This window comes from Flavobacterium franklandianum (genome assembly GCF_007097365.1).
Lineage (GTDB): Bacteria > Bacteroidota > Bacteroidia > Flavobacteriales > Flavobacteriaceae > Flavobacterium > Flavobacterium franklandianum.
Genome location: NZ_VJZR01000002.1, coordinates 351,184 through 367,698 on the forward strand (window position 1 = coordinate 351,184; position 16,515 = coordinate 367,698).

Here is a 16,515-nt window from a genome sequence, read left to right on the forward strand (position 1 = left end):
GCGGTCTTTTTTTATCCAATTTTAGGAGTTGATTTAAAAGATTATTCGGATTATTTCTCCTCTTTTATTAATCATTTCCATTTGAACGCTTTGGTTTTCGGCTTTATTATTCAAAATTTTAGAAGCCGATTCTATGTCTTTAATTTTAACATTATCAATACTCAGGATAATATTTCCTCTGAGTTCTTCTTCGTATTGTTTCAGATTTTCGTTGGTAATCGATTTAATTTTTACGCCACCATCCAAATGAAACCTTGTTTTTTCTGCAGCAGTAATGTTTTCTAATTCTATCCCTTTGAATTCCGTGTTGAAAAACTCGTTTTTACTTAAAATGACAGGCAGCACTTTATTTTTTCCTTCTCTAATAAAGGTAACATCCACTTTGTCATTAGGCCTTTTGGTATTAATATAACCCGAAAGATCGGCAAAAGAGGCTACTTTTTGGTTGTCTAATTTGATAATAATATCGCCTTTTTGCAAACCTGCTTTTTCGGCACCTGATTTTTTTTGTACTTTATTGATGTAAAAACCTTGGGTTTCAGGAACACCCAATTCTTTTGAAGCCATAGCATTCAATTCGCCACCTTCAACACCAAGAACGCCTCTTTGTACGTTTCCAAATTCCATTAAATCCTCAATTATTTTTCGGGCATTATTGGATGGGATTGCGAAAGAATAACCTGTATAACTCCCCGTTGGAGAGGAAATCATTGTGTTGATTCCAATTAATTCGCCACGAGTATTTACCAATGCACCACCGCTATTTCCGGGGTTTACAGCCGCATCGGTTTGGATAAATGATTGGATTCCACTGGTGTCTAGATTTCTGGCTTTAGCCGAAATAATTCCTGCAGTTACGGTAGAAGTTAAATTATAAGGGTTTCCAACAGCCAAAACCCATTCGCCAACCTTTACCTCATCCGAATTGGCGAAAGTCGTGTAAGGTAATTTTTCGTCGGTAGTAATTTTTAATAAAGCTATATCCATTTTCGAATCGGTTCCAATCAGTTTTGCAGGATAAGATTTCTTGTTGTTTAGGGTGATTTCAATTTCCGATGCGTCTTTTATTACATGATTGTTAGTCACGATATAGCCATCTTCCGAAATAATTACACCAGAACCTGTACCAACTTGTTCCTGCAATTGATCGCCTCTGTAACCGTAGAAATATTCCAAAATAGGATTGGAAATACTTTTTCGAGATACATTTTTTACGTGAACTACGGTGTGAATGGTTTTATCGGCAGCTTCAATAAAATCTACAGCTTCAGCGGATAAGCCAACATTTCGTTCATACGAATTTGAGGCTTGGGTTACGATTGAATTTTTTGAAAAATAACCGTTCTCGTCAAATAACAATTTATAAGAACCTAAAGTCACGGCTCCACTTAACAGTGATACTAAAAAAAGGCTTGAAAATCGTTTCATAGTTTTAAATATATTTATTTACAACGTAAAGTTATACATTTTGATATTTCAAAAAAACAGTTTAACGCTCGTTTAACACTCTTTAACGTATCATTAATATTTGTACTTTTGTAACTCTTAATACAATAATACAATGCAATTAGAATTTTATAAATACCAAGGAACAGGAAACGATTTTGTAATGATTGACAATCGTTCAGGATTTTTTCCTAAAGAAAATGTACAACTCGTGGCACGTTTTTGTGACAGGCGTTTTGGTATTGGAGCCGATGGACTTATTTTATTAGAAAATGATGAAGTCACCGATTTCAAAATGGTTTATTACAATTCCGATGGAAATACAAGTTCGATGTGTGGCAATGGCGGTCGCTGTTTGGTGGCTTTCGCCAAAGATTTGAACGTGATCAGAGATAGTTGTACTTTTATCGCTACCGATGGTTTGCATCACGCCAGCGTTGCCAATGACGGAATTGTTTCTTTGCAAATGATTGATGTGACCAATATCAAAATAGAAACCGATTATACCTTTATGAATACCGGTTCGCCACATCACGTGCAATTGGTGGAAGATTTGGAACATTATAATGTAAAAGAAAACGGGGCGGCTCTTCGCTACGGTTCGTTATACGGTGCAGCAGGAAGCAATATCAATTTCGTAAAAAAAATCAATGAGGATACTTTTTCGCTTCGAACATACGAAAGAGGTGTTGAGGATGAAACTTTAGCTTGTGGAACTGGAGCTACAGCAGTTGCCATTGCAATGAATGCTACAGGACAAACCAACGCTTCTTCGATTAAACTAAATGTGGAAGGCGGAAAATTAGCCGTTTCTTTTGATAAAATGGGTGATTTGTTTACCAATGTTTTCTTGATTGGTCCGGCAGAATTTGTGTTTAAAGGAGTGATTGAGATATAAATTTTCTTCTAACCTCTAATTTCTAACCTCTAACTTTCCAATGATCACACTAAAAGGCGAAAACATCTATCTCCGAGCACTCGAACCCAATGATTTGGAGTTTGTGTATGCGATGGAAAACGACCAAAGTATTTGGGAAGTAAGCAATACACAAACACCTTATAGTCGGTTTTTGGTCAAGCAATACCTCGAAAATGCACAACAAGATATTTATGAAGCCAAACAATTGCGATTGGCGATTTGTCAGGATGAAGATTTTCCAGCAATTGGATTAATCGATTTGTTTGAGTTTGATCCAAAGAATAATAGGGCAGGAATTGGCATCGTGATTCAAGGAACTGAAAACAGAAAACAGAATATTGGTTCTGAAGCTTTGGAGTTGTTAATTCGTTATTCTTTTTATCATTTGAATCTGCATCAATTGTATGCAAATATTAGTGCCGAAAATGAAGCTAGTATAGCTCTTTTTACTAAATTTGGATTCGAAAAAATAGGAACAAAAAAAGATTGGACTTTAGTCAATGGTATGTATAAAGACGAAGCTATTTTTCAATTAATTAATACTAAATTTTAAAAATTTCAATTTTGAATTTAAAAAAAATCTTAACCATCGCATCTGTTGTTTTAATGTCAGGATTACTGATTTACGGATTTATCTTGGCAAATCAAGTCTTTTCTAAAAACACCAAGTTTTCAGAAAGCGAACTTTATGTTTATGTGCCAACAGGTTCAACTTATGAAGATGTAAAGAAAATAATTGCCCCTTTTGTCGAAAATATGAATCGTTTTGAAATGGTAGCCAATAAAAGAAGCTATCCTGAAAATATTAAACCAGGACGATTTTTATTGACCAAAGGAATGAATAGCTATGATTTGGTCAAAGCGATGAGGAGTAATGTTCCTGTAAAACTGGCATTCAATAATCAAGAAAGACTAGAGAATTTTGCAGGAAGAGTGGGGTCACAAATCGAACCGGATAGTTTGACTTTATTGAACACCTTCAAAGATTCTATTTTCTTAAAAGAAAATGGTTTTACCGATGAAAATGTTTTAGTGGTTTTTATTCCTAATACATATGAAGTATATTGGAACATTACAGCCGAGAAATTTCGCGATAAAATGATTAAGGAATACCGTAATTTCTGGAACAAGGAACGCATTGAAAAGGCCGAAAAGCAAGGTTTAACTCCTGTTGAAGCGACAATTTTGGCATCAATTGTACATAAAGAATCGGTTAAAAAAGATGAAAGACCAAGGATTGCAGGCGTATATCTGAATAGAATGAAGCTAGAAATGCCTCTTCAAGCTGATCCTACAGTGATTTTTGCCAAAAAGAAGAAAGACAATGATTTTGACCAAGTAATCAAAAGGGTTTTTTACAACGATTTATTTCTAAATTCCCCATACAACACTTATAAAGTTATTGGACTTCCTCCTGGGCCAATTGCTATGCCTGATATTACGGCTTTGGATGCGGTTTTGAATCCAGAAAAGAATGACTTTATTTATTTCTGTGCCAGCGTAGAGCGATTTGGTTACCACGAATTTGCCGCGACTTTGCCAGAACACAATTTGAATGCCAAAAAATATTCCGATTGGATTAACGGTCAAGGGGTAAAAAGATAATTTTGAACGGCAAAAAACAATTTTATTTTTTGTTTTTGTTGGTGTTCCAAAGTGTTTTGGCACAAAATTCATTCGATACTTTTCTAAAACCTTCCGATTCTTTAAACCTGAAAAGGCAAAATTCGGTATTCATTACCGAAGCAGTTTTGGCTTCTGGAGCTTTGTTGGGATTGAGCCAACTTTGGTATGCCGATTATCCCAAATCTGATTTTCATTTTATTAATGACAATTCAGAGTGGGTGCAAATAGATAAATTGGGACATCTTTATTCTTCGTATCACATTGGGCGATTTAGTGCTGAAGCATTGAATTGGAGCGGAGCGAGCCAGAAAAATCAATTGATTTATGGAGCTAGTTTAGGATTTGTATTCCTGACAGCCGTTGAGGTTATGGATGGCTTTTCTGCTGAATGGGGAGCTTCGATGGGCGACGTAATTGCTAATGCTTCGGGGACTGCTTTGTATGTTTCTCAAGAATTAATTTGGAACGAACAACGCATCACACCAAAATTCTCTTTTCACACGACTGAATATGCCAATTTCAGACCGGATTTATTGGGAAAAACAATACAAGAAAATATACTAAAAGATTATAACGGACAAACCTATTGGTTTTCGGCGAATTTGCATTCTTTTTCCAAAAAATCAAAAATTCCAAAGTGGTTGAATCTTGCATTGGGTTATGGAGGAGAAGGATTAATTGGTGAAAACGACAATAAAAATCAGCTTATTTTTCCTATAAAACCGGAAAAAGACAGACAATTTTACCTAAGTTTGGATTTAGATTTGACAAAAATCAACACAAAATCACACTTTTTGAAGACCGTTTTTTCGGTTTTAAATTCGGTCAAAATCCCTGCCCCTACCCTTGAATACTCGCCTCAGCGGGGATTTAAATTTCATACCATCTATTTTTAGTATTTTTTAAATAGCTTATAATCAGACTTTTATTTTTTATTGTATATTTGCACCGTAGAAATATCACAACGGGACAGCGTTTTGAAGAAAAACAATTTATGATAAACAAATGGTCTTTTTATACAAGTTTGACTATAATTATTGCTTTTTTAAGCTCAGGTTTTAAACCTTTCAAACAAGATTCCAATCAATGGTTTCTTACTGATGAAACAGAGGGGGCGCATTACTTATTTCCCTCTCTAAAACAAGAAGAATGTTCTAATTTGAATGTTCCTTATACAGGAAAATTCTTCATAGGTTACAAAGAAGCAATCGCCTTCAAAGAATCACAAGGAAAGTACAGAAAAATTAATTCTCTAGGATATATGGGGAAATACCAGTTTGGAAAGGAAACTCTAAAAACAGTTGGTATTCACGATAGTAGTCGGTTTTTGAATAGTCCAAAAATGCAAGAAAAAGCATTTGTGGCTCTAATTTCAAAAAATAAATCGGAATTAAAAGATATTATCCAAAAACACGAAGGTCAAATAATTACAGGTGTCCTTGTTACGGAGTCTGGAATATTGGCTGCGGCGCATCTTGGTGGTGTAGGTTCGGTAAAAAGGTTTTTTAGGCACAAGGGGAAACGGTATTTCAAAGATGCTTATGGAACCTCGATACGAAGTTATATGCGAGATTTTGGAGGGTATGAAACTTCTGGAATTGTAGCTGATTGTAATGCAAAAGTGAAGATATAAAGTTTTTGGTTCTATAAAATTTATAACCACTTCAATTGAGGTGGTTTTTTTTATGTCGTTTAATCTTTTGAAATCCTTTCAATCTCCTTTGGCTTTTAACCAAAATTTTAATATTTACATTTTATGAATAATAAAAATAGTAGGTCGATTGTGCAAATCTACTTGTGTTTTTTTCCATTCTGAAGCTCGCATTGTTTTGATAAATTCTGTTGGCATAGTAATGTCTGTGGCCACACAAATATAGGTCGATGGATTCAAGGCTTGAATAATATCCTCCAACATTTTATTATTTCTATAAGGTGTTTCAATAAATATTTGAGATTGATTTTTATCCTGAGATAATTTCTCTAAATTTTTCAGAGCTGTTTTTTTCTCGGCTTTGTCAATAGGAATATATCCATTAAAAGCAAAACTTTGACCGTTCATTCCAGAAGCCATAATCGCCAATAAAATGGAAGATGGACCTACTAGCGGAATAACTTGAATTCCTTTTTCGTGAGCTAATTTTACAATCACAGCACCAGGATCGGCAACGCCAGGGCATCCGGCTTCACTCATTAAACCTACGTTTTTGCCTTCTAAACAAGGCTGTAACATTTTAGCGTGTTCAGAAATTTCGGTGTGTTTGTTGAGCGAACTTAATCGCAAGGAGGCTTGAACTTTTTGTGGTTGAATACTTTTTATGAATTTCCGAGCGGTTTTTTCGTTTTCTACAATGTAATCGTCAATGAAATCAATGCTTCTTTTTATAGTTTGAGGCAAAACATCATTGGGGTCACCTTCTTCTCCTAATGTAGTTGGAATTAAATAGAGTTTTCCTAAAGAAAGGTTTGGTTTCATTGTATACTAATTTAGGTATCGGGTAGGCTTTTAATTCTATTAAAAATAATCAGGGATGTTTCTCAATGAGTTTTTTTGCAATTATATCACAAGTTTCGTCTAGCATTTGATATACTGTTTCAAATCCGTTTTCCACTCCATAATAAGGATCAGGAACATCTACATTTTCATTGGGAAATAATTCATTCAAAATGAGTTGCACTTTCGTCTTATGTTCCTTATTATTGGTAAGACGAACAACATCTTTATAATTGGAAGAGTCCATTACATAAATATAGTCAAATACTTCAAAATCAGTTGTTGAAAATTGTCTTCCTTTTTGTCCTGAAATATCAAGTTTGTTTTTTTTTGCAATAGCAATAGAGCGTTCGTCAGGTTGGCGGCCAATATGCCATGGTCCTGTTCCAGCAGAATCTACTATAAACTTTTCTTTCGGGAGTTTTGAGGCTAATATTCCTTCGGCTAATGGAGACCGACAAATATTGCCCAAACAAACCATTAAAATTTTGATGGGCATAAAACGTTTATAGCGTTAGTTTTTTATTGATGTCTTCGACAAATTTTTTGAATTGTTTATCGGTGGCAACTAAATTGTCAACGGTTTTACAAGCGTGCAAAACGGTTGCGTGATCGCGATCACCTATTTGTGAGCCAATGTTTGCCAAAGAAGCTTTGGTGAATTTTTTAGCAAAAAACATGGCCAATTGGCGGGCTTGAACGATATGTCTTTTTCTGGTTTTAGACTGAAGTGTTTCTAAATCTAATTGAAAATAATCGGAAACTATTTTTTGAATATAATCGATAGAAATTTCCCGTTTTACATTTTTTACAAATTTCTCAACAACACTTTTGGCGAGTTCTAAGGTCACCTCTTTTTTGTTGAAAGACGATTGTGCAATTAAGGAAATGATGGCACCTTCTAATTCTCTTACATTCGATTTAATGTTTCGGGCAACATATTCTATGATTTCATCAGGAATTTCAACACCATCACGGTATAAAATATTCTTGAGGATAGAAATTCTAGTTTCATAATCTGGTTGGTGCAATTCAGCTGATAATCCCCATTTGAAACGGGATAACAATCGTTGTTCTATATCTTGCATGTCAACAGGAGCTTTGTCCGAAGTCAAAATTACCTGTTTGCCGTTTTGATGCAAATAATTGAAAATATGGAAAAACACATCTTGAGTTCCTGATTTTCCTGAAAGGAATTGAACATCATCAATGATTAAAACATCAATCAATTGATAGAAATGAATAAAATCATTTCTATTATTTTTCTTTACCGAGTCAATATATTGTTGTGTGAAAATTTCGGCTGAGATGTATAAAACCGTTTTTTCTGGATATTTATCTTTAATTTCAACGCCAATTGCGTGCGCTAAATGCGTTTTGCCTAAACCAACACCGCCAAAAATTAATAACGGATTGAATGAAGTTCCACCTGGTTTATTGGCTACAGCCATACCTGCTGAACGTGCCAATCTGTTAGAATCTCCTTCAAGAAAATTATCAAAACTATAATTTGCATTCAGTTGTGATTCGATTTTTAAATTTCGAATCCCTGGAATTACAAATGGATTTTTTAATTCTGGGTTAAGGTTTTTATATGGAGCATCAACATCTTGCGGTTTCATAGGCACACGATTTGCACTAGGCAATTGTTCAGTAAACGGTTGTTTATTGCCATAAGTATTTTCCATTTTGATTTTATAGAGTAACTTTGCATTTTTACCGAGTTCTTTGGTTAGTGCGACTTTTAATAATTTAACATAATGTTCTTCTAGCCATTCATAGAAAAATTTACTAGGGACTTGAATGTATAATGCATTATCGGTAAGCTCAACTGACTTAATAGGTTCAAACCATGTTTTATAAGCTTGGTCTGCGATATTGTCTTTTATAAAAGATAGGCAGTTTTCCCATACTGATTGTGCAGTCTTGTTCATAAATTTGGTTAAATTATTTCGTTTTGGTAATGATTTTTAATGAAAAATAAGTTTGAACTTATCTTTTTTTTCGGGATAACAAATATGTGAATAAATTTAGCTAAAAAAAAATATTTTAGATGTAATTTTTACAAAATATTATCGTATGGGGCTTTTTTAATTTTAATTTTTTAATATTTAATTCAATGGAATATCACCAAACTCAAATCCGTGTTCGCTATTCAGAAACTGATCAAATGCGAGTAGTTTATCACGGGAATTATGCTCAATATTTTGAAATAGGGAGGGTCGAATGGCTCAGAAACAAAGGGATTTCGTATAAATGGATGGAGGAAAACGGAATTATGCTTCCGGTGGTTTCCTTGACGATGAATTACAAGAAACCGGCACGGTATGATGAACTTTTAACATTAAAAACTATTCTTAAAAATAGAACAACTGTTAAGATTGAATTTGACTATGAACTGTATAATGAAAATGAGGAGTTATTAACAACGGGCAACTCAATTTTAGTTTTTGTCGACATGAAAACAGGCAAACCGATAAGTCCACCTCAATATATTATAGACATTTTGAAAAGAGTTTAACGATTGGATAAATTTTTTGTTAATTTGGCAAAAACAACTTTATTTTTAGATTTTTCAGAGCCGTTTTATTTTCACTTCAAACATAGTATTAAAAATGTCGAAAATTATTTCGGCATTTTTTTTTCGGGTAATAATTTCGATTTCACAACTCATTTCCATTTTTTGCGAGACTATTTCTGTGTTTTTTTCTTTGATTACTCGCATCACTTTGTTGATGTTTTTATAATCGAATGCAATTTGAAAATGGATGTTAATTGTTTTTTCGATTATTTCGGCAGATTCCAATGTCATTTGTGCCGCAGTTCTATAAGCTGAAATCAACCCGCCAACACCCAATTTGACACCTCCGAAAATCCGAACGATTACTATTAAAACATTTGTAACGCCAAAAGATTGAATTTGACCGTAAATAGGTATTCCCGCTGTATTGCTGGGTTCTCCATCATCATTTGCTCTGTATAATAAGGTGTCGGTGCCAATTTGATATGCATAACAATAATGTACTGCGTGGGGATGATGTTTTCGTAAACCGTCAATTATGGGTTTTACTTCTGCTTCAATTTGGATTGGAAAGGCGTAACCAAAAAATTTGCTGTTTTTTTCTTTAAATAGAATTTCATCCGATGGAAAAGCTATGGTTTTATAAACGTCTTCCAAATTCAATAAAATTTGGAATTAAAGTTATCTTTGAAAGAGTTATTGAAATTTTACTTTTCACAGCTCAAATTCTTTTTTCTTAAATAAATCGACTACATCTTCCTGTCCTACTTGCAAATTCCAAACTTGAATACCTAGCGAAAGTGCCGCATCAGTATTTTCTTTTTTGTCGTCAACGAATAAAGTGTGATTGGGAGCTAAATCGTATTTGTTTAATAAATAATTAAAAATTTCGGCATCGGGTTTTCGCATTCCCATTTCAAATGAATAATATACTTTTTCAAAACATTGATAAAAATCACTGTAAAATGAAACTCCGCTTTCTCTTTCGAAAGTTTCAATATGAATGGCATCGGTATTACTCAATAAAAATAAGCGGTATTTTTTAGTAAGTTTTTGAAGAAATTCCAATCGGCGCAACGGAAAATCGAGAAGGACAGCGTTCCAAGCCGCTGAAATTTCGTCGATAGAAGCATTTGGAACATGCTTTTGAATACCTTGAAGGAAGTCTTCTTCTGAGATTTGTCCTTTTTCAAATTGTAAATTTAATTGGTTCAAATCTTCATTCCATTGAGATAATCCCAATTTTTTAAGTGCATTGATAGACCCTTCTTTATCTAAATTGATAAAAACATCTCCAAAATCAAAAATAATTGTGTCAATCATAATTTCTAGAAATTATAAGTATGTCGTTTTCTATGGAATGTTTCTCGGAGTTTTTCAAAGCTAAAATCGGAGCTTTAATTCCAGTTGAAAAGCTTTGATTCCCAATAAACACTCTGGCTTCATCCCAAAGATTTTCGTTAATAAAAGTTTGCAAAGTTTGAGCTCCGCCTTCAATAATTACGGATTGAATTTGGTTTTTATACAATACATTTAGTATTTGTTCCGCCAGATTTTGTTTAAAATCGATTATTTCAAAGGTAGTGTTTTCTTCATTAATTCTGGTTGATGAATTCGAAAAAACGATGGTTTTCACTTGATTGTCAAATATATAATTTTCTTTTGGGATTCGATTGTTCTGGTCCAAAACAATTCTAGTAGGATTTTTTCCTGTCCAATCTCTTACATCCAATTTTGGATTGTCATCAATAACTGTGTTGGTTCCCACAAGAATCGCCTGTTCTTCACTCCTCCATTTGTGAACTAGTTGACGCGAAAATTCATTGGTAATCCAGACGGGTTTTTGTTTGTTGTCATTCAGGATTTTGCGACAAATCTCCAAGGGTGCAACAAAGCCATCCTTAGTTTCCGCCCATTTCAAAATCACATAAGGTCTTTTTTTTTGGTGAAATGTAAAAAAACGTTTGTTTAGTTCGTTACATTCCGCTTCGAGAACGCCAACAATTACATTTTTTCCGGCTTCGATTAATTTTTTGATGCCGTTTCCAGCTACTTTCACATTCGGATCAACCGTTCCGATAACCACATTTGGAATCTCATTTTCGATAATAAAATCACAACAAGGTGGTGTTTTTCCGAAATGACTACAAGGTTCCAAACTCACATAAATAGTCGATTTTTTCAACAACGATTTGTCTTTTACAGAATTCACGGCATTGACTTCGGCGTGCGGTTCTCCTGATTTTTTGTGCCAGCCTTCGCCAATGATTTTGCCATCACAGACAATAACGCTTCCCACCATCGGGTTTGGGTGTGTTGTTCCCAAACCATTGTTGGCTAATTCGAGACAACGACGAATGTATTTTTCATTGGTTTTCACAAATGCAAAAGTAGTGTTTTTGTGTTTAGGATTTAGTTTCAAGATAAACGTGTGTATTATTTCGCCACTGATTCACTGATTTTAAATGTATTTAATCTAAAAATGAATGATTTTAGTTGTTTTGCTGAATTTTCTTTTAAAATCATAAAATTGAAATTTATAAGATAAAAATCTTTGTATCTGTGGCTATTTTGAAAACTCATATACTTCCTTAGATTTAGTTTTGAATCTTTGGATTAATCCAATAAACAATACTTATTTTTGTGCAATTAAAATCAGTATTGTAATATTATGAATAATTGGATCATCAGAAAAATTGAAAAGAGAGACAATGTAGCGGTTGCTCATTTAATACGGATGGTTTTTGACGAACTAAACATTCCCAAAGTGGGAACCGCTTATGCTGATCCCTATTTGGATTTAATGTTTGAGGAATACAGTAAACCAAAATCAGTTTATTTTGTGGTGGAGCACGATGGCAAAATCATTGGTTCTGCCGGAGTTGCGCCATTGGAAAACGAAGCAGAAACTATTTGTGAATTGCAAAAAATGTATTTCTTGCCAGAAGCACGTGGTCTAGGAATTGGAAGCCAAATGATGGCAATTTGTTTGCAAACAGCCAAAGATTTTGGTTTCGAAAAATGTTACCTGGAAACAATGCCATTTATGCAGGATGCCCAAAAACTGTATAAAAAAGTGGGGTTTGAATATATTTGTTCTCCTATGGGAAGTACGGGACATGTTTCTTGTCCGGTGTGGATGTTAAAGGAATTATGAAAATTTAAATATTGATTGTTTTGAATGTTGAATAATCAATTTTGATACTAATGAATTGCCGTTGGTTTTAACCAACGGATTTTGAAATAGAATTTTGTTGGCTTTAGCCAAAATTTTACTAAATTTTGGCTAAAGCCAATAATTGTGTAACATCTTATATCCAGTTGGTTAAAACCAACGGTAATTGAATTATGAATATTAAAAATTATAGAACGCATTTCATTCAACAACTTTCGGCAATTTATGACATTGGCGAAGCTGAAAGTTTTTTCTATTTGATTTTGGAAGAAAAGCAAAAACTCAAAAGAATTGATTTGGCCTTAAATCCTGATTTGACTTTTTCTGATGAAGAAATTGCGCTTTGGAATTCGATTTTAGTACAACTCAAAAAGGAAATTCCGATTCAATATCTTTTAGGGAAATCGAGTTTTTACGGTTTAGAATTTGAAGTCAATTCATCTGTTTTAATTCCAAGACCTGAAACCGAAGAATTGGTCGATTGGATTATTGAAAGTAGGAAGTGGGAAGTGGGAAGTGGGAAGTTTGGTATTGGAAGTCAAGATATTAAAATTCTCGATATTGGAACAGGAAGTGGTTGTATCGCGATTTCACTAGCCAAAAACATTCCGAATGCAGAGGTTTTTGCCATAGATATTTCGGAAAAAGCATTGGCAACAGCTCAGAAAAATGCTACAATGATTCAAGTTGAAGTAAGTTTTATAATAACCGACATTTTGAAAATTAACAATTTAGAAAAACTTCCCCCTTCCCACTTCCCCCTTCCCATTTATTTTGACATTATTGTTTCGAATCCGCCTTATGTTCGAGAATTGGAAAAAGAGGAAATTAAGAAAAATGTTTTGGACAATGAACCGCATTTGGCACTTTTTGTAGAAGATGATGATGCGTTGATTTTTTATAGAAAAATAGCCGAATTAGCCCAGAAAAACTTATCTCCAAAAGGACAATTATTTTTCGAAATCAATCAATATTTAGGAAAAGAAATGATTGATTTGCTCGAAGAAATGGGTTTCAAAAACGTTGAATTGCGAAAAGATATTTATGGTAATGATAGAATGATTCGAGGCACGAGGTGAAAGGTTTGAGGTACGAAATAAGAAGTTAGAGGTAAAAAGTGAGAATTACGATTTTACCGAATATTTTTCACCTCTTACCGCTACATTCGTATCTCGTACTTTTCCATTATTCGTATCGCAACGCCTCAATAGGATCTAGTTTAGACGCTTTAATGGCAGGATATGAACCTGAAACGACAGCGACAATAAAACTAATGCCAAAGGCTACAATTATGGCGTCCCAAGGAATTACAAAATCAAATTCCATTGCTAATGCTATAAGGTTTCCTATTGAAATACCTAATAAAACTCCAACAAGCCCACCTAATTGCCCAATAAGTAAAGTCTCTATGAAAAACTGGAAGGCAATTGTGCTTTTTTTGGCTCCCAATGCTTTACGAACACCAATTTCTCGTGTGCGTTCGGTAACCGAAACAATCATGATATTCATCAAGGCAATAGATGAGCCTAAAATTGTAATTAGTCCAATTACAAAGGCGGCAATTTTTAAATAACCTGTCATATCTTCAATTCTATGAATCAAATCGTCACTTCTTGAAATAGCAAAATTATTGTCTTTTACTGGACTTAATTTTCGAACTCTTCGCATTGTAATTATTGCATTATCAACTGCTTGCTCTAATAATTGGTTTTTACTTACCATCGCACTCACGGTGTAATTAATATTTGGTGCAGTAAACAAGGAACGAGCCACTTGAATAGGAATTAAAACTCTTAAATCTTGGCTGTTACCAAAGGTAGAACCTTTCTCTTTTAACACTCCAATCACTTTAAATTTGGCTCCTCGAATTGAAATGATTTTGTCTATTGGGTTTACATTTTTTAGCAATCCTTTTTCAAAATCGGAACCTACGATGCAGGTATAAGTATTGTTTTGGATGTCGAAACCCGTAAAATTTCTTCCCGAACTGGTTTCTAGACCTGAGTTGACCATAAAAAATTCATCCACTCCAACAATTTTATTTTCTGGGTCAGTTTTGGTAGATTCGTATTTTATTTCGGCAATAGAAGTTGCTGTAAATGAAATGGATGTTTCGGTTAGAGGATAGCTGTATTTGTTTTTGAAAGCTACTGCTTCGGGATAGGATATAATAGGATTTATTATTTCTCTTTCGTCGCCACCCCGTCTTCTTGATGTGTTTTCGTATTGAGTGATGTTGAAAGTATTGGCTCCCATTGAAGCAAAATTGGATGTCAATTTATTTTCTAAAGCAGCAATTACCGTCAAAATAACAACTAAGGCCATAATTCCAATGGCAATAATCAACACGGTTAGTATGGTGCGCAACAATTGGGTTCTGATGGAACCAAATGCAATTCGGACGTTTTCTCTAAATAATTTAAACATAGTGCTTATTTGACACGAAATTACAATTTTTGTTACAAGTTTGCTTTAGAAGATGTGATATTTATTTTAAAAACAAGATATTTGCAGAGCGAAAAGGAAGTTAGAAGTCAGAAGTTAGAAGTAATATTGCTTCCCGCTTCCATCTCCCTGCTCCCAGCTTCCAACTCCTAAACTTCTAACTTTAAAAAATGGCTCAGAAACCAAGCATTCCAAAAGGAACAAGAGATTTTTCACCTGCTGAGGTGGCAAAACGTCAATATATAATAGCAACCATAAAAAGTAATTTCGAGAAATTTGGTTTCCAACCCATAGAAACCCCTTCGTTCGAAAACTCTGAAACCCTGATGGGAAAATACGGAGAAGAAGGTGATCGATTGATTTTTAAAATTTTGAATTCTGGGGATTATTTGGCGAAAGCCGATTCAACTTTATTGCAAAATAAAGAAAGTAATAAGTTGACTTCAAGTATTTCCGAGAAAGCTTTGCGTTATGACCTAACAGTTCCTTTTGCACGTTACGTAGTTCAACACCAGAGCGAAATTGAGTTTCCTTTTAAACGTTATCAAATCCAACCTGTTTGGCGTGCTGATCGTCCGCAGAAAGGGCGTTTCAGAGAGTTTTTTCAATGTGATGCTGATGTTGTAGGTTCAAAATCGTTGTGGCAAGAAGTAGAATTGGTACAATTGTACGATTCGGTTTTTACGCAATTAGGTTTAGAGGGTGTGACGATAAAAATCAATAACCGAAAAATCCTTTCGGGAATTGCTGAGGTTATTGGTGCTAAAGACAAATTAATCGATTTTACGGTGGCTTTGGACAAACTCGACAAAATAGGCGAGGACGGTGTAAAAAAGGAAATGATTGAAAAAGGAATTGCAGAAGCGGCGATAGAAAAAGTACAACCTTTATTCAATTTCACAGGAACCATTTCAGAGAAATTAGAAAAACTTTCTGCTTTACTAGCTGATTCGGAAGAAGGAATGAAAGGTGTTGAAGAGTTGCGTTTTATTTGTGACAACGTAACAAATCTTAGTTTGAATAAAGCCATTTTAGATTTAGACGTAACCTTAGCTCGCGGATTGAATTATTACACAGGAGCTATTTTTGAAGTTGCTGCACCAAAAACGGTTTCGATGGGTTCTATTGGTGGTGGCGGAAGATACGATGATTTGACCGGAATTTTTGGATTGAAGGATATGAGTGGAGTAGGGATTTCTTTTGGTTTAGACCGAATTTATTTGGTTCTCGAGGAATTGAATTTATTTCCAGAAACGGTGACTTCCACATCAAAAGCTTTGTTCATTAATTATGGTCAAAATGAAGCGTTTTATTCGATGAAAGCCATCACGAAATTACGTAGTTTCGGAATAAAAGTAGAGCTTTACCCGGATAATGCGAAGGTAGGGAAGCAGTTTCAGCACGCCGATAAACGCGGCATTCCGTTTGCGGTAATCGTTGGTGAATCAGAAATGAATGAGGAGAAATTTGCTTTAAAGAATTTAGTTTCTGGCGAACAAGTTTTGCTTGATTTTGAAGGTTTGAAAGCGGCTTTGGTATAAAAGGGCTAGTTTTTTAAATAAAAAAATGCCTCGAAAATTTTTCGAGGCATTTTGATTTATAAAGTAAGTTATGCTTTTTTAGCACAACAACTTTTACTAGTCTTTGCACTTTTTGCTTTTTCTTCTGCAGTACAAGTTGCTTTTTCTTCTGCAGTACATTTTTTTGCATTAGCCTCTTTTTTTACAGGAGCTTTTGCGGCTGGTTTTGTTTCTTGTGCACTAACACTAATTGTGAAAAGAGCAATTGCTAAAAAGGTAAATAATTTTTTCATTTTTATTGGTTTATTGTTATAAGATCGAAATGACATCAAAAATCGATAACAAATATATTAAGAAAAGGGCATACAAAAG

Annotated in this window: 18 protein-coding genes; 9 read left to right on the forward strand and 9 right to left on the reverse strand. The window is 34.3% G+C overall.

All coding sequences use genetic code 11. From position 1 onward, the window contains the following. Positions 1 to 33 precede the first annotated feature (33 nt). The gene (locus tag FNW17_RS04125; protein WP_144070930.1) at positions 34 to 1,428 is read right to left on the reverse strand and encodes a trypsin-like peptidase domain-containing protein; all 1,395 of its coding nucleotides are present in this window, start codon (positions 1,426 to 1,428) and stop codon (positions 34 to 36) included. A gap of 133 nt (positions 1,429 to 1,561) precedes the next feature. On the opposite strand from FNW17_RS04125, the gene dapF reads away from it, so the two are divergent. From dapF to FNW17_RS04150, 5 genes are all read left to right on the forward strand, one after another. Beyond that, positions 1,562 to 2,344 (forward strand): diaminopimelate epimerase, encoded by a 783-nt coding sequence (gene dapF / locus FNW17_RS04130; protein ID WP_144070931.1) that lies wholly within the window; start codon positions 1,562 to 1,564, stop codon positions 2,342 to 2,344. Positions 2,345 to 2,384: 40 nt separating this feature from the next. Continuing rightward, positions 2,385 to 2,918 carry a GNAT family N-acetyltransferase gene (locus FNW17_RS04135; RefSeq protein ID WP_143391920.1) on the forward strand — a complete coding sequence of 178 codons (534 nt, stop codon included), beginning with the start codon at positions 2,385 to 2,387 and terminating at the stop codon, positions 2,916 to 2,918. Between the two features lie 11 nt (positions 2,919 to 2,929). Next, a complete protein-coding gene (mltG, locus tag FNW17_RS04140) occupies positions 2,930 to 3,970 on the forward strand; it encodes an endolytic transglycosylase MltG (protein ID WP_144070932.1) in 1,041 nt (346 codons plus the stop codon). Then, complete coding sequence (locus tag FNW17_RS04145; protein ID WP_144070933.1) at positions 3,970 to 4,887, forward strand: DUF2279 domain-containing protein; 918 nt, start codon at positions 3,970 to 3,972, stop codon at positions 4,885 to 4,887. Before mltG ends, FNW17_RS04145 begins: the two co-directional genes overlap by 1 nt. A 98-nt stretch (positions 4,888 to 4,985) precedes the next feature. Then, entirely contained in the window at positions 4,986 to 5,624 is a 639-nt protein-coding gene (locus FNW17_RS04150) for a peptidoglycan-binding protein LysM (RefSeq protein WP_144070934.1), read from the forward strand. Positions 5,625 to 5,738: 114 nt separating this feature from the next. Here the strand turns inward: FNW17_RS04150 and FNW17_RS04155 are convergent, their stop codons facing one another. Genes FNW17_RS04155 through dnaA form a run of 3 tightly spaced genes read right to left on the reverse strand, consistent with a single transcriptional unit; the run spans position 5,739 to position 8,416 of the window. Further along, positions 5,739 to 6,464 (reverse strand): SAM-dependent methyltransferase, encoded by a 726-nt coding sequence (locus tag FNW17_RS04155; protein WP_143391916.1) that lies wholly within the window; start codon positions 6,462 to 6,464, stop codon positions 5,739 to 5,741. A 49-nt stretch (positions 6,465 to 6,513) separates the two neighbouring features. Next, a complete protein-coding gene (locus tag FNW17_RS04160) occupies positions 6,514 to 6,981 on the reverse strand; it encodes a low molecular weight protein-tyrosine-phosphatase (protein ID WP_144070935.1) in 468 nt (155 codons plus the stop codon). 7 nt (positions 6,982 to 6,988) lie between these two features. Then, positions 6,989 to 8,416 (reverse strand): chromosomal replication initiator protein DnaA, encoded by a 1,428-nt coding sequence (gene dnaA, locus FNW17_RS04165; RefSeq protein WP_143391914.1) that lies wholly within the window; start codon positions 8,414 to 8,416, stop codon positions 6,989 to 6,991. 185 nt (positions 8,417 to 8,601) lie between these two features. Here dnaA and FNW17_RS04170 point away from each other — a divergent pair, with 185 nt between their 5' ends. Beyond that, entirely contained in the window at positions 8,602 to 9,003 is a 402-nt protein-coding gene (locus FNW17_RS04170) for an acyl-CoA thioesterase (RefSeq protein ID WP_143391913.1), read from the forward strand. Positions 9,004 to 9,057: 54 nt separating this feature from the next. Here the strand turns inward: FNW17_RS04170 and FNW17_RS04175 are convergent, their stop codons facing one another. The 3 genes from FNW17_RS04175 to ribD are packed head-to-tail and all read right to left on the reverse strand — an operon-like array spanning position 9,058 to position 11,383. Next, a complete protein-coding gene (locus tag FNW17_RS04175) occupies positions 9,058 to 9,666 on the reverse strand; it encodes an IMPACT family protein (protein ID WP_144070936.1) in 609 nt (202 codons plus the stop codon). Positions 9,667 to 9,717: 51 nt separating this feature from the next. After that, positions 9,718 to 10,326, reverse strand: a complete 609-nt coding sequence (locus FNW17_RS04180; protein WP_144070937.1) for an HAD family hydrolase — start codon at positions 10,324 to 10,326, stop codon at positions 9,718 to 9,720. After that, positions 10,319 to 11,383 (reverse strand): bifunctional diaminohydroxyphosphoribosylaminopyrimidine deaminase/5-amino-6-(5-phosphoribosylamino)uracil reductase RibD, encoded by a 1,065-nt coding sequence (gene ribD, locus FNW17_RS04185; protein WP_143391928.1) that lies wholly within the window; start codon positions 11,381 to 11,383, stop codon positions 10,319 to 10,321. The genes FNW17_RS04180 and ribD overlap by 8 nt, the downstream gene beginning before the upstream one ends. A gap of 291 nt (positions 11,384 to 11,674) precedes the next feature. Between ribD and FNW17_RS04190 the strand changes: the two genes are divergently transcribed. Together FNW17_RS04190 and prmC are read left to right on the forward strand one after the other, a co-directional pair. Further along, positions 11,675 to 12,160, forward strand: a complete 486-nt coding sequence (locus tag FNW17_RS04190) for a GNAT family N-acetyltransferase (protein ID WP_143391910.1) — start codon at positions 11,675 to 11,677, stop codon at positions 12,158 to 12,160. 191 nt (positions 12,161 to 12,351) lie between these two features. Further along, positions 12,352 to 13,257, forward strand: a complete 906-nt coding sequence (gene prmC / locus FNW17_RS04195) for a peptide chain release factor N(5)-glutamine methyltransferase (RefSeq protein WP_144070938.1) — start codon at positions 12,352 to 12,354, stop codon at positions 13,255 to 13,257. Positions 13,258 to 13,363: 106 nt separating this feature from the next. Here the strand turns inward: prmC and FNW17_RS04200 are convergent, their stop codons facing one another. Next, positions 13,364 to 14,605: an ABC transporter permease gene (locus tag FNW17_RS04200; protein WP_143391908.1), complete on the reverse strand. Its 1,242-nt coding sequence runs from the start codon at positions 14,603 to 14,605 to the stop codon at positions 13,364 to 13,366. A gap of 188 nt (positions 14,606 to 14,793) precedes the next feature. Between FNW17_RS04200 and hisS the strand changes: the two genes are divergently transcribed. Beyond that, positions 14,794 to 16,164, forward strand: a complete 1,371-nt coding sequence (gene hisS / locus FNW17_RS04205; RefSeq protein WP_144070939.1) for a histidine--tRNA ligase — start codon at positions 14,794 to 14,796, stop codon at positions 16,162 to 16,164. A 68-nt stretch (positions 16,165 to 16,232) separates the two neighbouring features. Here the strand turns inward: hisS and FNW17_RS04210 are convergent, their stop codons facing one another. Continuing rightward, positions 16,233 to 16,436, reverse strand: a complete 204-nt coding sequence (locus FNW17_RS04210) for a hypothetical protein (RefSeq protein ID WP_144070940.1) — start codon at positions 16,434 to 16,436, stop codon at positions 16,233 to 16,235. Positions 16,437 to 16,515: the final 79 nt, after the last annotated feature.

Excerpts from the sequence above, each read along its gene's own strand:
- FNW17_RS04125 (WP_144070930.1), bottom strand. The coding sequence starts at position 1,428 with ATGAAACGATTTTCAAGCCTTTTTTTAGTATCACTGTTAAGTGGAGCC.
- dapF (WP_144070931.1), top strand. The coding sequence starts at position 1,562 with ATGCAATTAGAATTTTATAAATACCAAGGAACAGGAAACGATTTTGTA.
- FNW17_RS04135 (WP_143391920.1), top strand. The coding sequence starts at position 2,385 with ATGATCACACTAAAAGGCGAAAACATCTATCTCCGAGCACTCGAACCC.
- FNW17_RS04150 (WP_144070934.1), top strand. The coding sequence starts at position 4,986 with ATGATAAACAAATGGTCTTTTTATACAAGTTTGACTATAATTATTGCT.
- FNW17_RS04155 (WP_143391916.1), bottom strand. The coding sequence starts at position 6,464 with ATGAAACCAAACCTTTCTTTAGGAAAACTCTATTTAATTCCAACTACA.
- FNW17_RS04160 (WP_144070935.1), bottom strand. The coding sequence starts at position 6,981 with ATGCCCATCAAAATTTTAATGGTTTGTTTGGGCAATATTTGTCGGTCT.
- dnaA (WP_143391914.1), bottom strand. The coding sequence starts at position 8,416 with ATGAACAAGACTGCACAATCAGTATGGGAAAACTGCCTATCTTTTATA.
- FNW17_RS04170 (WP_143391913.1), top strand. The coding sequence starts at position 8,602 with ATGGAATATCACCAAACTCAAATCCGTGTTCGCTATTCAGAAACTGAT.
- FNW17_RS04180 (WP_144070937.1), bottom strand. The coding sequence starts at position 10,326 with ATGATTGACACAATTATTTTTGATTTTGGAGATGTTTTTATCAATTTA.
- FNW17_RS04190 (WP_143391910.1), top strand. The coding sequence starts at position 11,675 with ATGAATAATTGGATCATCAGAAAAATTGAAAAGAGAGACAATGTAGCG.
- prmC (WP_144070938.1), top strand. The coding sequence starts at position 12,352 with ATGAATATTAAAAATTATAGAACGCATTTCATTCAACAACTTTCGGCA.
- FNW17_RS04200 (WP_143391908.1), bottom strand. The coding sequence starts at position 14,605 with ATGTTTAAATTATTTAGAGAAAACGTCCGAATTGCATTTGGTTCCATC.
- hisS (WP_144070939.1), top strand. The coding sequence starts at position 14,794 with ATGGCTCAGAAACCAAGCATTCCAAAAGGAACAAGAGATTTTTCACCT.
- FNW17_RS04210 (WP_144070940.1), bottom strand. The coding sequence starts at position 16,436 with ATGAAAAAATTATTTACCTTTTTAGCAATTGCTCTTTTCACAATTAGT.